General features: G+C 68.2%; 13 protein-coding genes. 7 read left to right on the top strand and 6 right to left on the bottom strand.

Annotation, left to right across the window (positions count from 1 at the left end; all coding sequences use genetic code 11):
- Nucleotides 1–77: 77 nt before the first annotated feature.
- On the bottom strand, nucleotides 78–1,496 hold the full coding sequence (locus QH195_RS01860; RefSeq protein ID WP_280434106.1) for a serine/threonine-protein kinase: 1,419 nt from the start codon (nucleotides 1,494–1,496) through the stop codon (nucleotides 78–80).
- Nucleotides 1,493–1,951 (bottom strand): thioredoxin family protein, encoded by a 459-nt coding sequence (locus QH195_RS01855; protein WP_348536862.1) that lies wholly within the window; start codon nucleotides 1,949–1,951, stop codon nucleotides 1,493–1,495. The genes QH195_RS01860 and QH195_RS01855 overlap by 4 nt, the downstream gene beginning before the upstream one ends.
- Nucleotides 1,952–2,171: 220 nt before the next feature.
- Between QH195_RS01855 and QH195_RS01850 the strand changes: the two genes are divergently transcribed.
- Nucleotides 2,172–2,840 carry a PaaI family thioesterase gene (locus QH195_RS01850; protein ID WP_280434105.1) on the top strand — a complete coding sequence of 223 codons (669 nt, stop codon included), beginning with the start codon at nucleotides 2,172–2,174 and terminating at the stop codon, nucleotides 2,838–2,840.
- A gap of 134 nt (nucleotides 2,841–2,974) precedes the next feature.
- On the opposite strand, the gene QH195_RS01845 is transcribed toward QH195_RS01850, so the two are convergent.
- The 3 genes from QH195_RS01845 to QH195_RS01835 are packed head-to-tail and all read right to left on the bottom strand — an operon-like array spanning nucleotide 2,975 to nucleotide 6,101.
- On the bottom strand, nucleotides 2,975–4,147 hold the full coding sequence (locus QH195_RS01845; protein ID WP_280434104.1) for a sulfotransferase family protein: 1,173 nt from the start codon (nucleotides 4,145–4,147) through the stop codon (nucleotides 2,975–2,977).
- A 14-nt stretch (nucleotides 4,148–4,161) separates the two neighbouring features.
- The gene (locus QH195_RS01840) at nucleotides 4,162–4,938 is read right to left on the bottom strand and encodes an SDR family oxidoreductase (protein WP_280423005.1); all 777 of its coding nucleotides are present in this window, start codon (nucleotides 4,936–4,938) and stop codon (nucleotides 4,162–4,164) included.
- Nucleotides 4,938–6,101: a hypothetical protein gene (locus tag QH195_RS01835; protein WP_280434103.1), complete on the bottom strand. Its 1,164-nt coding sequence runs from the start codon at nucleotides 6,099–6,101 to the stop codon at nucleotides 4,938–4,940. Before QH195_RS01835 ends, QH195_RS01840 begins: the two co-directional genes overlap by 1 nt.
- 81 nt (nucleotides 6,102–6,182) lie before the next feature.
- Between QH195_RS01835 and QH195_RS01830 the strand changes: the two genes are divergently transcribed.
- Genes QH195_RS01830 through cysC form a run of 3 tightly spaced genes read left to right on the top strand, consistent with a single transcriptional unit; the run spans nucleotide 6,183 to nucleotide 9,897 of the window.
- The gene (locus QH195_RS01830) at nucleotides 6,183–7,094 is read left to right on the top strand and encodes a helix-turn-helix domain-containing protein (RefSeq protein ID WP_280423007.1); all 912 of its coding nucleotides are present in this window, start codon (nucleotides 6,183–6,185) and stop codon (nucleotides 7,092–7,094) included.
- Between the two features lie 32 nt (nucleotides 7,095–7,126).
- Entirely contained in the window at nucleotides 7,127–8,059 is a 933-nt protein-coding gene (cysD, locus tag QH195_RS01825) for a sulfate adenylyltransferase subunit CysD (protein WP_280423008.1), read from the top strand.
- Nucleotides 8,059–9,897, top strand: coding sequence for an adenylyl-sulfate kinase (cysC, locus tag QH195_RS01820; RefSeq protein WP_280434102.1), 1,839 nt, complete (start codon nucleotides 8,059–8,061; stop codon nucleotides 9,895–9,897). The genes cysD and cysC overlap by 1 nt, the downstream gene beginning before the upstream one ends.
- A 112-nt stretch (nucleotides 9,898–10,009) precedes the next feature.
- On the opposite strand, the gene QH195_RS01815 is transcribed toward cysC, so the two are convergent.
- The gene (locus QH195_RS01815) at nucleotides 10,010–10,603 is read right to left on the bottom strand and encodes a TetR/AcrR family transcriptional regulator (RefSeq protein ID WP_280434101.1); all 594 of its coding nucleotides are present in this window, start codon (nucleotides 10,601–10,603) and stop codon (nucleotides 10,010–10,012) included.
- Between the two features lie 77 nt (nucleotides 10,604–10,680).
- On the opposite strand from QH195_RS01815, the gene QH195_RS01810 reads away from it, so the two are divergent.
- Genes QH195_RS01810 through QH195_RS01800 form a run of 3 tightly spaced genes read left to right on the top strand, consistent with a single transcriptional unit; the run spans nucleotide 10,681 to nucleotide 13,546 of the window.
- Nucleotides 10,681–11,697, top strand: a complete 1,017-nt coding sequence (locus tag QH195_RS01810) for a GlxA family transcriptional regulator (protein ID WP_280434100.1) — start codon at nucleotides 10,681–10,683, stop codon at nucleotides 11,695–11,697.
- A 52-nt stretch (nucleotides 11,698–11,749) separates the two neighbouring features.
- Nucleotides 11,750–12,523, top strand: a complete 774-nt coding sequence (locus QH195_RS01805) for an alpha/beta fold hydrolase (RefSeq protein WP_280434099.1) — start codon at nucleotides 11,750–11,752, stop codon at nucleotides 12,521–12,523.
- A 57-nt stretch (nucleotides 12,524–12,580) separates the two neighbouring features.
- A complete protein-coding gene (locus QH195_RS01800) occupies nucleotides 12,581–13,546 on the top strand; it encodes an alpha/beta hydrolase (RefSeq protein WP_280434098.1) in 966 nt (321 codons plus the stop codon).
- Nucleotides 13,547–13,754: the final 208 nt, after the last annotated feature.

Genomic DNA, 13,754 nt, shown 5'->3' with positions numbered 1-13,754 from the left:
CCGGCCAGCTTATGCGTAGCGAACCGGACGCTATCGACGATGCCCCGTTCCAGCGGTGTGCAAACCCTCACAGCGGATCACCCCGGCAGGAACGGCGCATTGAACACGCTGCACAGCCACCGGCCGTCGACGAGTTCCATCACGGTGGACACCGAGAGTTCCCTGGGTGTCTCGGCGGCACCGGGTTCGGCGTTGAGGGTCGTGAGCTGTACCCGGACCTCGGCGCGGGTGTCATTCGCGCTCATCGTCGCCACGCAGGTCGCCTCGTCGACCCGGGAATGCTCCGGATCGGAGGAGATGAGCACCCGGGCCATCGGCAGGACGGTTTCGGCCTGACTCTTCCACTGTCCGGTGGCGCCGGCCTGCACTTGCTGTTCCCAGCCTGCCGGGTCCGCGTAGTCGTAGGTGCCGACAAGAGTGCTGTAGGCGCAGGCGGCCTGTTCGGCGGCGGCTTTCGCATTCGCGGGGGGAGCCGGTGGACTGCCGGGGCCGGCGGCGCCGGTGCGCGAGAACCCGGTGAGCCAGGCCGCCGTACCGAATACCGCCACGGCGACCACTGCGGCGAGTGGGATCAGCACCCGCCTGCGGAGGCGCGGCGGAGGCGGCGCGGGCGGCGCGGCCGGCGGTACGGACAGGGTCGCCGGCATGGTGACCGCCGGTGCGGTGAGCGCCCGGCGCGCGGCCAGCGCCAGTCCACCGCAGTCGGCGAAACGCTCGTACGGGTTCTTCGCCATGGCCTTGGCGATCACCCCGTCGAAACCGCGGGGTAGCCGGGGATCGGTCGCGGACGGCCGCGGCACCGGGGCATTGAGGTGGGCGTTGATCAGTGCGCCGGTGGTGGTCGCCGGGTATGGCAATCGACCGGTAAGCAGGTAGAACAGCGTGCAGCCCAGCGAGTACACATCCGCACGGCGATCGATATCGGGTCGCATCTCGAAGTATTCGGGCGCGGCGTAGTGGAAGCTCGCGTACAGCTCGCCGGTGCGGGTGAGCCCGCCGGAACGGTCGAGTGCTTTGGCGATGCCGAAATCAGAGAGATACACGCGCTGGTGTTCGCCCCAGGCCAGCAGGATGTTCGCGGGTTTCACATCGCGGTGCAGGATTCCGGCGGTATGCGCGTGGTCGAGGGCGCGCGCGGTTTCTTCGATGATCCGCACGGCGTGGTCGGGCCGGACGGGTCCGTCACGCAGGACGTCTGCGGCATCGGTGCCCTCGATGTACTGCATCGCCATCCAGAGGCGGTTCTGTTCTTCCCCGCGAGCGTAGACGGCGACGATATTCGGGTGAGCGAGCCGCGCGACGGTATCGGCCTCGCGCAGAAAACGGGCCCGGATCTCCTGATCGTTCCCGGCGACCGGGTGCAGCAGTTTCAGGGCGACCGAACGCGGCAGATCACGGTCGCGGGCCAGATACACCTGTCCCATGCCGCCTGTTCCGAGGAGCCGTTCGATGCGGTAGCCGGCGAATACCGCACCCGGTTCGAGTGTGCCGTTCACGCGGGCCGCAGACCGGGCCAGCCGTAGGACTGGGGCCCGGGTGCGGGCCCGGCCCGGCCGGCCGTGGATTCCGCCGCGGCCGGGACCGTCGCCCCGCGGGACGGCTGTCCGTGTTCGCGCCGGAAGGTCTCCATATCCATCCACCGGATCTGCTGGACCAGTTCCTCGAGCTGGTCGGCGGGCAGGAACCCGGCCTGCGAATGCACCAGGGTGCCTTCGCGGAATGCCATGATCCACGGGTAGCGGTCGACCTGCCCGGCCGCCGCCAGCGCGGGTTCGGCCTCGGCCTCGACCGTGGCGTGCACGATATCGCGATGTGTTTCGGAGGACGCCTCGTAGACCGGCGCGAATCGGGTGCACCAACCGCACCAGGTCGCCCAGAAGTCCACCAGCACAATATGGTTGGCGGCCACGACCGTCTGGAAGTTCTGCTGGGTCAGTGGCGTCGTCGGCATCTGTCGTCCTCCCGGCGGCCCGAGCCGACCGCCCCGCGTGCGTATCACCCCGTCGGGAAATCCTCCCACGAACGGGCGCCGGCCGCCCGGCGAAGAGGTACGCCGGCAACCGTTGCCGGGCAGCCTACGCGGCTCGAGCAGCACGAGAACGGCCGGTGCGCCGGCGGGCGGGAGTGGCCCGGCCTGCCGCAGCCACGAGCCCGAACGATAACGTGTTCTCATGAGCGAAGACGAGGCCGGGAACGCACTCCCCAGCGCGGAGCATCACGAAGGCGGGTTCCGGCCGATGTCGGAGCTGATGAACCAGATCCGGTCGGTGGATACCAGCCGCGGCGGTCCCCACTACGGCGATTTCGTCGAACAGGTCCGCACCCTCATGGACCGGGCGCGGCTGGCGGTACCGCCGGACGATCTGGTGCAGGAAGCGGCCGGCATCCTGGAAAAGCTCAACGACCGGCTCGCCACCCACGTGCACGAGGAATGGGACGCGCCCGGCTGGACTCGGTTCGACCTGCCGTCGCGGGGCAATGTGACCCTGCCGCCCTACCGCGTGGACCGCGCGAAACCGGACGGTGTCCGGGCCCGGATCACCTACCGGACCTTCCATCTGGGCGGGAACGCGGCGGCGCACGGCGGATACGTCTCGCTGGGCTTCGACGATCTGATGGGTCTGGCCGGTTCGCTGTATTCCGGGTCGGTCACCCGGACGGCCTCACTCACCGTCGACTATCGGGCGATCACGCCCCTGAACAAGGAACTGCAGCTGCACGCCTGGGGCGAACGGCAGGAGGGGCGCAAGGTATGGATCAAGGCCACCCTGCACGACGGTGACCTGCTCTGCGCCGAGGCCCACGGCCTGTTCATCGTGCTGAAACCCGGCCAGCCCTGAGACTCGGGCGCGAAGATACGGCGGCCCGTCACGCAACATCGCCGGGTCGAGCAGCGCAGCCGGGCGGTGCCCTGAGCCCGGCCGGGATGTCCGGACAGTGAGTGCCGGTCCGGCTCCCACTGTCCGGCACTCGGCTAGTTGCGGCTACCGCCCGGATAGTGCCGGGCCAGGTAGGGAGCGAACGCGTCGTCGACCTGGTCTGCAGTGAGCCCGAAATCGGCCAGCGCGTACTTGTGCGCGGGACGGGCGGCGCCCGAGGTGGATTCACCGTGCAGATCGGCCATCTGTGTGCGTGCCGCCTCGGTGAATTCGATTCCGAAATGCGCGTAGATCCGTTCGACGGTGGCGAGCGGGTCGGTGACGAAATCCTCGTAGTACACATCGCAGAATTGCGCGGCGGGATGTTTCGCCCGATCGGCGAGGAACGTCCGCGCACCCCGCGACCACAGCTCGAGCTGCGCCTGCCCCACCACCGGACCGCGGAACTTCTCCGACCAGCCGTCCGTGGCCTGTTCGTTCAGGCTGCACACCGAGGCCACGATGGTGCGCGGCTGCCGGTGCATCTGGATGATCAGCGCATCGGGGTACACGGCCAGCAGAGCGTCGAGCGCGAACAGATGGCTCGGATTCTTCAGTACCCACCGGCGCCCCGGATCGTTGAGCCCGATCAGCTGCAGATTCCGGCGGTGGCGTTCGTAGGCAGGGGTCCAGTCCTGGTCGCGCAGCCATTCGGAGTAACGCGGCAGGTAGGCCAGGCATTCGTAGGAGATCGACATCGCCGACTGCCGCAGTAGCTGCCAGCACTCCTCCACCTGATCGGCCGAGATATGGTGCACGCCCATGAACTCGGGATGCTCGACGTGGTGCTTTTCGTAGGCCGCCTGCAGGCGCTGGAACACCGGGTTCTGCTCCCAGGTCTCCCGCGGCGGGCGCGGCTGCGGCATCTCGGTGAGCCACATCTCCAGACCCTGGTGTCCGGGATCGGCGGTGAGCAGCCGATGCACGGCCGTGGTGCCCGAGCGCGGAAGCCCGGTGACGAAGATCGGGCGTTCGATCGCGACCTCGGCGTGCTGCGGATACTGTTTCCAGCCGGCTTCGCTCAACGCGCGGGCGATGAGCGCGCCGCGCAGGAACGCCCGGTTGACCTTGTTGCCGAACGGGGTGAGTTCGGCATCGCGTTCGAACGATTCCAGCAGTACCGACAGTCCGGTGCGGTAGTCGTCGGCGCCGAAATCGTCCAGGCCGATCACCTTGGTGGCCGAGGCGTGCAGATCGTCGATCGTGCCGACGTCTTCCCTGCCGATCATTTTCTGGTTTCTCCTCAGTGGTGGAATTCGCCGCAGTTGACGTCGAGACAGGTCCCGGTGATGGCCCGGGACATCTCGGAGGCGAAGAAGACGACGGCGTCGGCGATTTCGTCGGGTTCGGGCAGCCGGCGCAGATCGATATCGGCGGCGGTCTCCGTGTAGACCTCCTCGGCCGTGATCCCGCGTTCCTTGGCCAGATAGTCGAAATACCATTTCAGGGTGTCGGCCCAGATCCAGCCCGGCGCCACCGAATTCACCCGGATACCCCGGGGTCCCAGCTCGGTGGCCAGGCTCTGCGCCAGTGCCAGCAACGTGGTCTTGGTCATCTTGTACGGGCCGTAGGGTTGCCGGGAGTGCCGCAGGACCGCCGAGTTGATCATCACCACGGACCCGTTGCGTTCGGCGAGGGCCGGCGCGAACAGTCGGGTCAGGCGTAGTGCGGCGAAGACGTTGGTTTCGAAACTGGCGCGCAGGTCGTCGATCGCCACATCGGCGAGGTCGGCCATCGGCGGCATGGCGAACGCGTTGTTCACCAGTGCGTCCACCCGGCCGAATTCGTCCTGGGTGGCCCGTACGAGTTCCTGTGCCGCCGTGTCGTCGGTGATATCGGTGGGCACCACCAGCGCGCGTCCGCCCAGTTCCTCGATTTCGGCGGCGACCTTGCGCAACCGTTTCTCGGTACGCGAGGCGAGCACCACTTTCGCGCCGGCCTTCGCGCTCTGCACCGCGATGGCCTGGCCGAGTCCGGGGCCGATACCCGAGACGACGACCACTTTGTCGCGCAGCAACATCAGCCCAGCATCCTTTCCGCCACCGCGGCCTGCCGGCCGGCGATCCGGGCCTGCCAGTCCTGCGGGGTGATCCGGGACTCCTGGTAGTAGGGCAGCCGGTCCGGCAGTTCGTCGAACGATACGAGTTCCACTGTCGGCCCGTCTTCGGGTTTCAGTTCGCGGGACAGCCGCTGCCAGCGGAACTGCAGATAGGCGCGGTCGTGGCCGGTGCGTTCGATCCAGTTGACCAGGCCGGGGTCGCGTTCGCTGATCACCAGCCGGATCATGCCGTCCGGGTCCACCTGCGCCTGGTCGGCGTTGAGGCTGGTCTGGTGGTTGATGTAGTCCAGCGACAGGTACCACATACTGCCGAGCTGGAAGCCCTGGTAGGGAGCGTCGGATTTCGGCACGGTCAGGATCATGACCTGATCGCCGGTGAGTTCGTAGTGCCCGACCGAGGAGAACTGCGTGGACAGTCCGCCGGGCGTGCGCCGCGGTTCGGTCATGGTGTTGACCGGCAGGTTCAGATAGAACCACTCGGGGAAGGCCAGGAAGGTCTTCAGCCGGGAGACCAGCATCTTCCCGGCGACTTCGTACCGTTTGGCCATCAGATCGGTGGTGATCGCGGGTGGCGCCGTGCCGGCGGTCTCGACCCGGCGGATCCGGACGGTACCGGCCTTCTCGTTCGCCCAATCGCCGAAGACCTCGCGCACCGCGAGCATGGTCGAATCGGCGGCGAGCTGGATATGGTTGCGGCCGCCGGTGCCGGGTCCCAGCGTCAGTTCATAGGTGCCGTCGGCCGCGATATCGATGGAGCGGTCGTCGAAGGCGGTTTCCCCGCCGGGCACCTCGGTCGGCGAGTAGTTGCCGTTGAGTACCTGGAAGCTCAGGTCCCGGGTGGTGCCGCGGGTCCCGGTGACCACGTATTCCGCGTCGGGGCGCAGATTGGCGTGCCAGTAGAGGGTGTCCGGGTTGTCCAGGCCCATCTTCGTATAGGGCCCGGTGGAGCTCACGAAGAACGGGAAGTCCTTCTCGAAGGCCCACGACATCTGGATGGCGGCCCGGATACTGCCGGCCAGGTAGTCGTAGCCCTCGGCCAGATCCTGTTCGGTGCGGATATGCGGGGCACTCTTGATGATTTCCTCGGCGGCGGCGATCGCGTCCGCGAACGGCTGAGTCAGCACGATACTCCCGGTGTTCCATATATGTACCGCCCTGGTACATTCTTATATCGAGAAGATTAGAACCTGTTCTAGGAGTGGTCAATGGCAGCGGGCCCGGCGGAGGTGCGTGAAGTGGGGCGTCGTTCGGCGCCCACCCAGCGCGTGATCCAGGTGATCGACTACCTCACCGCGCGGGGCGGACGCCGCGCCGGGCTCTCGGAAATCGCCCGCGACCTGGACCTCGCCAAACCGACCTGCCTGGGCATCCTCACCGAACTCACCGCCGCCGGCTACCTCACCCGCGACCCGCGCACCCGCGACTACGGTCCGGGCCCCGCGCTCATCGCCGCGGGCCGGGTCGCCCAGGACAGTTTCGCCATCGCCGGCCTCGCCCACCCGGAACTGGAACGACTAAGCGCGAAATATGCCACCACCTGCACCGCGTCCGCCGTGGTCGGCGAACGGATCAGCGTCCTGGACAGCGCGGGCCCGGCCATGGTGCGGGTCGGAGCGACCTATCGTTTTGCACCGCCGGTCGGCCTGATGTACGTGCTGTGGGACAGCGACGCCGCCTTCGACGCCTGGCTCGCGACCCCGCCGACGGTCCCCCTCAACCAGGACGAGACCCGGCTGCGCCGCCTCGTGGCGGAATGCCGCGAGCGCGGCTATCTGGTGGAGAGCATGACCGGCGCGGGCCGGCAACTGTACTCCATGCTGGCCGGGGTCGGCGGCCACGAAATGCCCGATGAGCTGCGCACCGCGGTCGCGGAACTGGTGACCACGCTCGGCGAGCGGGTGTATCTCGGGGCGGATCTGCGACCGCGTAAGGAGCATCCGGTGAGCCTGCTGGCCGCGCCGACCTACGACGCGGACGGCCGCCAGCAACTGGTGCTCACCATGTACGTGGGCACCTCGATCACCGGGGCCGAAATCGCCCGTCGCGGCACCGCTCTGGTCGCTGCGGCCGATGCGGTCACCGCGGCCGCGGGTGGGCAGCGGCCACAACACCATTGACCGTTCATAGAAACGTGTTCTAGTTTTTAAGCGTGAGCCAGCACACGAAGTCGGCGGCGGGCACCTACGAGCTCTCGCACCAAGCCGCACTCGAGGCCGAATCGGTCCACATCCTGCGGGAGGTGGCCGCAACCTTCGAACGCCCCGTTCTCCTGTTCTCCGGCGGCAAGGACTCGGTGGTGATGCTGCATCTGGCCACCAAAGCGTTCTGGCCGGCCCCGGTACCGTTCCCGATCCTGCACATCGACACCGGCCACAACTTCGACGAGGTGATCGCCTACCGCGACGAAGTCGTCGCGAAACACGGCCTACGGCTGCTCGTCGGCCGGGTCCAGGACGATATCGATGCCGGCCGGGTCACCGAGGACACCGGCCCCCGGGCCAGTCGCAACCGGTTGCAGACCGCCACCCTGCTGCGCAGTGTGCGCGAGGGCCGGTTCGACGCCGTCTTCGGCGGCGCCCGCCGAGACGAGGAGAAGGCCCGCGCCAAGGAACGGGTCTTCAGTTTCCGCGACGAGTACGGCCAGTGGGATCCGCGCCGGCAGCGCCCGGAGCTGTGGAATCTCTACAACGGCAAACATCGTCCGGGCGAACATATCCGGGTCTTCCCGCTGTCCAACTGGACCGAGCTCGATATCTGGAGCTATATCGCGGCCGAAGGTATCGAGCTGCCGTCGCTGTACTACGCCCATCACCGCCCGGTGGTCCAGCGCGACGGGATGCTGCTGGCCCACACCCGGTTCCTGACGCTGCTCGACGGTGAGGAACCACGGGAGGCCCTGGTCCGCTTCCGCACCGTGGGCGATGCCACCTGCACCGGCTGTGTGGAATCCACCGCAGCGACACCGGCCGAAGTGGTGGACGAGGTCGCCACCGCCCGGGTCACCGAACGCGGTGCGACCCGCGCCGACGACCGGATCTCCGAGGCCGGTATGGAAGATCGCAAACGAGAGGGTTACTTCTGATGGGCACCCTGCTGCGCCTGGCCACGGCGGGTAGCGTCGACGACGGGAAATCGACCCTGATCGGCCGGCTGCTGTTCGATTCCAAAACCCTGTTCACCGATCAGCTCGACGCGGTGGAGCGCACCAGCCGCGACCGCGGCGAGGACTATCCGAACCTCGCCCTGCTCACCGATGGTCTCCGCGCGGAACGGGAACAGGGCATCACCATCGATGTCGCCCACCGCTATTTCGCCACGCCCCGCCGCAAATTCATCATCGCCGACACTCCGGGTCATGTGCAGTACACCCGGAACATGGTCACCGGCGCTTCCACCGCCGATCTGGCGCTGATCCTGGTCGACGCCCGGTACGGCGTGGTGGAACAGACCCGCCGCCATGCCTTCCTGGCCTCACTGCTCGGTGTCCCGCATCTGGTGCTGTGTGTCAACAAGATGGATCTGGTGGGGTGGTCGGCGGACCGGTTCGCCGAGATCCGGGAGGAATTCGCCGGTTTCGCGTCGCGGCTGAACATCGCGGATCTGACCTTCATCCCGATGTCGGCGTTACACGGCGACAATATCGTGCACCGCAGCACCAGCATGGAGTGGTACGAGGGCACTCCGCTGCTGCACCATCTCGAGGAGGTACATATCGCCTCGGACCGCAACCTCATCGACGCCCGGCTGCCGGTGCAGTACGTGATCCGCAGCCACACACCGGATTTTCGCGGCTACGCCGGTACCGTCGCCAGCGGTGTCTGGGCCGCGGGGGACGAGATCACGGTCCTGCCGTCCGGTCTCACCACGACGGTGACCGGTATCTGGGGCCCCGGCGGGGTTCCGCTCACCGAGGCGTTCCCGCCCCAGGCGGTGACGGTCACGCTCGCCGACCAACTCGATATCGGCCGCGGCGATATGCTGTGCCGGCCCGCGAACCGGCCGCATGCCGGCCGCGATCTGGACGCGATGGTCTGCTGGTTCAGCGACGAAACCGAGATGCGCCCGGGCACGAGCTACACCGTCCGGCACACAACACGCAGCGTGCCCGCCGAGATCCGTTCGCTCGACTACCGCCTCGATGTGAACACCCTGCACCGCGACGAGAACGCGACCGTACTCGCGCTCAACGAGATCGGCCGGGTCCAGTTGCGCACCCGCCAGGCGCTGCAGTTCGATTCCTACCGGCGCAACCGGACCACCGGCAGTTTCCTGCTCATCGACGAGACCACCGGCGATACCGTCGGTGGCGGGATGATCACCGGACCCAGCCTGCCCTCCTCGCGGGTGGTCTGGCATTCCAGTGCGGTCGGCCGGACCGAGCGCGCCACCCGGGGCCTCACCGTCTGGCTGACCGGCCTCTCCGGATCGGGTAAGTCCTCGGTGGCCGTGGAGCTCGAACGGCGTCTGGTGGCGGCCGGACGGCCGGCGTTCCTGCTCGACGGTGACAACCTGCGGCACGGTCTCAACGCCGATCTGGGCTTCACCGCTGCCGACCGGACCGAGAACATCCGCCGGGTCGGCGAGGTGGCACGATTGTTCGCCGAATCGGGCACTGTCGCGATCGTTTCGCTGATCAGCCCTTATCGCGACGACCGGGAACGGGCACGCGCGGTACACGCGGCCGCCGGTATCCCGTTCCTGGAGATCTTTGTCGACACTCCGCTCGAGGTATGCGAGGCGCGTGACCCCAAGGGCCTGTACGCGAAGGCGCGGGCGGGCGAGGTCCGGGGGTTCACCGGTATCGACGACCCGTACGAGGCGCCCGAGACCCCTGCCCTGGTGTTACGTCCGGAGGACGGCGATCCGGCCACTATGGCCGCGGCGATCCTGACACTACTGGCGCGGGAGGACAGCGCCTGAACCGGTAAGCCGGGGTGTGCTCGGCCCCTGCGGACCCGGCACACCCCGTGGTTGCCTGCGTGCACGGCGAAAACACCGGCGCCCACCCGATCCCGGCATGCCGGTCGAGCGGTTATCCGACCGAGGCGCCCAGCAGCGATTCGCCGGACAGGTCGGCGATTTCTCGTAGGCGCTCGGTGGGTGTCCCGAGGCGGCTGAGCTGGATGAGTCCCTGGGCCATCACCACAACACCCGCACTGTGCGCCGAGAGAGAGGCCGGATCGATGCCGGCATCCCGGCGAGTGGCCAGCCCGTCGGCCACACCCTGTTCCATGGCCGCTGTCGTCCGCCGGCCGATGACGAGGACCTCCGGTATCCGCTGCCCCAGCTGGGCGATGCTGTTGAGCATCAGGCATCCGCGCCGATCCGGTTGCGCGGCACAATCGTCGATCACCGCGCGCAGTAATGCGCGGATCGCGTCGCGGGCGGAGCCGGGGGCGGCGACCACGACATCGCGTACGAATCGGGCGCGCCGATCGCAGTAGCCCTCGAAGGCCGCGAGGAACAGTCCCCGCTTGCTGCCGTACGCGGCATAGATACTGCCGTTGCCGACACCGGTCGCCGCCGAGACATCCCCCACCGACGTATCGTCGAATCCCCGCGACCAGAACAGTTCTGTAGCGGCGTCCAACAGGCGCGGCTCGTCGAACTGTCGTGGCCGTCCCATTCGCTCACCGTACCAATCGTCCTGCGAGATCCCCCACACCGCTTGTTCTGGAGGCGTGGCTCCATAATACTCTCGCCATGGTCTCCGACAGTGGGGAAGCACCCCCCAGGCGTATCTGCATCCTGGTCTTCGACGGCGTGAAAGCGCTCGACTTCGTGGGCCCGGCGGAAGTGTTCGTCGAGGCCAACCAGGCGATATCCGGATACGAGGTGGTGCTGGTCTCGCCCGACGGCAAGGGTGTGCAGACCTCGATCGGCGCGCGTATCGAGGTGAGCGCGGCGGCCGCCGACGCGGGCCGGTTCGACACCGTCGTGATCCCCGGCAGCGAACTGCCGCCCTCGACATTCGTCACACCCGAGGTGACCGCGGCCGCACGGCACCTGGCCTGGCATTCCCGGCGCATCGCCTCGATCTGCAGCGGCGCCTTCGTGCTCGCCGAGCTCGGCTTCCTGGACGGCCGCCGCGCGACCACGCATTGGAAGTTCGCCGCCGACCTCACCCGTCGCTACCCCGCCGCCGTGGTGGAACCCGATGCGATCTTCGTGCGGGACGGCAATCTGTACAGCTCGGCCGGTGTCGCGGCGGGAATCGACCTCGCCCTGGCGATCGTCGAGGAGGACCACGGCGCGGATATCGCCCGCAGGGTCGCCCAGCTGATGGTGGTCTACATGCAGCGCGCCGGCGGCCAATCACAGTTCTCGGCATCACTGAACGGGCCAGTGGCCCGCAGTCCGCTGGTGCGCAAGGTGGTCGATCTGATCTGTGCGGACCCCGCGTACTCGCATACCGTCGCGACACTCGCCGACCACGCCGGAGTCAGCATCCGGCACCTCACCCGGCTGTTCCGCGCCGAACTCCAGCACTCACCCGCCGAGTACGTCGCCTTCATCCGATTCGGCGTCGCGCGCGATTTGTTGCACGCGGGCCACAGCGTGACCGAGGCCGCGATGGCGGCCGGTTACGGCAACAGCGAAGCGCTGCGGCGGGCGTTCGTGGCCCGGCTCGGTATCTCACCGCGCAAATATCAGCAGCGGTTCCGCTCCACCGGGACGGGCAGGCCCACCGCGGACGTGATATCCGCCGCCGCGTCCTGATCGGGGGGTTTCACGGCCGGTAACGGGGGGCGCGAACGAGGTTGCCCCGACGATGCTGTTGTCGGGCGCCCTGAACGGCGCCGCCGACAGCGACAGAGAAGAGCTTCCGATGTCCCCCGCACCGACCATCGTTCTCGTTCACGGCGCGTTCGCCGACGCGTCCAGCTGGCAGCCGGTCACCGAACGGTTGCTGGCGGCCGGCCATCGGGTCGCCGCGCCTCCGGTGGCCGGGCGTAGTCTGGCCGCCGACGCGGCCTACGTAGCGTCCTTCGTCGAGCGGATCGACGGCCCGGTGCTGCTGGCCGGGCACTCCTACGGCGGCGCGGTCATCACGGTCGCCGGAGTGTCGGACAATGTCGCCGGGCTGGTCTACGTCTCCGGTTACGCGCTGGAAGAAGGCGAGAGTCTCGGACAATTGCAGGGCGGGTTCCCGGATTCCGATCTGGCCGCGCACCTCGTCTACACGCCCTATTCCACCGGGGCCGGCCAATCGGGCACCGATGTATGGGTAGATCCCGCGGCCTTCCCGGCCGTTTTCGCGGCGGGCCTCGACCCCCTGACTGCACAGGCCCTGGCGGTCTCCCAGCGGCCGCTGTCGGCGGCCGCCTTCGGTGAGCCCGCCGCTGTCGCGGCCTGGAAGACCACGCCGGGCTGGGGCATTGTCTCCGCGGCCGACCACACCATCAATCCCGAGGTCGAGCGATTCGGGTATCGGCGTGCCGCGCTACGGGAGGTCGTGGAGATCGATGCGCCGCATCTGGTCATGCACACCCATCCCGACGAGGTCGTCCGGGTCATCACCGGCGCACTCGGCGAAATCGCCTGAGCTCCCCTCCCCCGGCACCGCACCACACCCGACCCACTCTCGAAAGGTAGACCGACAATGACCGGCAATCCGCACAACATCTCCCTGGAGCAGGCCGCCCAGGAGTTCGTCGACGCGACCTCACAACCTCCGTTCCTCTACCAATTGCCGCCGGAAGAAGGGCGGAAGGCGGTGGATTCGGTCCAGGATGCGCCCATCGACAAGCCCGAGGTCGACGAGGAGTGGATCACCGTGGAAGGCGGACCCACCGGCTCGGTACGCGCGCGGATCGTCACCCCGCCCGGCACTTCCGGCCCGCTGCCCGTGATCGTCTACACCCACGGCGCGGGATGGGTTTTCGGCGACGCCCACACCCACGACCGGCTGGTGCGCGACCTCGCCGTCGGGGTCGGCGCGGCCGTCGTCTTCCCGGAATACGACCGCTCCCCCGACGTGCGTTATCCGGTCGCCAACGAACAGTCCTACCGGGTGACCCAGTGGGTGCGCGAGCACGGCGCGGACAAGGGGCTGGATCCGGCGCGGATGGCCGTCGCGGGCGATTCCGTAGGCGGCAATATGGCCATCGCGCTGACACTGATGGCCAAGGAACGCGGCGATATCTCCTTCGTCCAGCAGGTTCTTTTCTATCCGGTCACCGATGCCGCCTTCGATACCGGCTCCTACCGGCAGTTCGCCGAGGGCTATTTCCTCACCCGCGAGGGCATGCAATGGTTCTGGGACCAGTACACGACCAGCGCAGCCGATCGCGCACAGATCACCGCATCCCCGCTACGGGCCACCCGCGAGCAGCTCACCGGGTTGCCGCCCGCACTGGTGATCACCGCTGAGGCCGATGTGTTGCGCGACGAGGGTGAAGCGTTCGCGGGCAAACTCCGGGACGCGGGAGTACCGGTGATCCAGACCCGTTACGGCGGGATCGTCCACGACTTCGTCATGGTCAACTCGATGCACGGCACCGAGGCCGCCAAGGCCGCGGTCGCCCAGGCCGTCTCGGTGCTGCGGGACGCACTGCACACCGTCTGACCGGCCCCGAGGGGAGGGGCGCGGCAGCCATTGCGGCGGATTTTCCGCAGCGATCGGCGACGCGTCGGCCATCGGGTCGTTCGCGCGGCGCGGCCGCTGACGCCCCGGCCACGGGGGGGGGGGGGGGGGGGGGAGCCAGAGGGCGCGGCCCCCCCCCCCCGCGAGGGCGCCGCCCCCCCCGCCCCCCGCCCCAGCCCCCCAACACGCA

This window comes from Nocardia carnea, from assembly GCF_029868855.1.
GTDB lineage: Bacteria > Actinomycetota > Actinomycetes > Mycobacteriales > Mycobacteriaceae > Nocardia > Nocardia carnea_A.
Note: the sequence above shows the minus strand (reverse complement) of the source record. Positions and strands in the feature narration are given on the sequence as shown.